Raw genomic sequence first — 670 nt, forward strand, 5'->3', positions numbered from 1 at the left:
GGTGAATCTCACACAAGTGAGACCCGCTTGGCAACGTCCTACTCTCCCAGGACCCTGCGGTCCAAGTACCATCGGCGCTGAAGGGCTTAACGGTCGTGTTCGAGATGGGTACGCGTGGTTCCCCTTCGCCATTATCACCAAACGAGCTTGCTTATTCACTTTTCTTCACTGTTTCTCAACAGCGAATGCTATCTTACCACAACCGTCGACACCTTTGCAACCGTTAATTGCTTCCAGTTTCGGGGCCCCCGAAAAGTAATCGGCATAAGCTACAACGCTTATCTTCACTTTTTGGGGTGAGTTATGGTGGAGCCAAGCGGGATCGAACCGCTGACCTCCTGCTTGCAAGGCAGGCGCTCTCCCAGCTGAGCTATGGCCCCTTGTGGGGATAAAGTGGGCCTTAGTGGACTCGAACCACCGACCTCACCCTTATCAGGGGTGCGCTCTAACCAGCTGAGCTAAAGGCCCTTAGAGCTTTGCGCTAGCAAAGCTTACTTCGTAAGCATATACCATTGAAGGATTTAACCCCTTCAAAACTGAACACGAGTAAGTAACATCAGCCGATTGTCTTGCATTGTACCGTGACGCTACGGTCACGAGGTACTCCATAGAAAGGAGGTGATCCAGCCGCACCTTCCGATACGGCTACCTTGTTACGACTTCACCCCAA

Annotated in this window: 2 tRNA genes and 2 rRNA genes; all 4 read right to left on the reverse strand. The window is 52.1% G+C overall.

Going from position 1 to position 670, the window contains the following annotated elements:
• Nucleotides 1-25: 25 nt before the first annotated feature.
• Nucleotides 26-142, reverse strand: a 5S ribosomal RNA gene (rrf, locus tag ACSEXW_RS28245).
• Nucleotides 143-304: 162 nt separating this feature from the next.
• A tRNA-Ala gene (locus tag ACSEXW_RS28250) sits at nt 305-380 on the reverse strand.
• A 14-nt stretch (nt 381-394) separates the two neighbouring features.
• A tRNA-Ile gene (locus ACSEXW_RS28255) sits at nt 395-468 on the reverse strand.
• A gap of 143 nt (nt 469-611) precedes the next feature.
• A 16S ribosomal RNA gene (locus tag ACSEXW_RS28260) occupies nt 612-670 on the reverse strand; the annotation flags it as partial.

Source organism: Oryzibacillus soli (genome assembly GCF_051594765.1).
Taxonomy (GTDB): Bacteria; Bacillota; Bacilli; order Paenibacillales; family NBRC-103111; genus Paenibacillus_AR.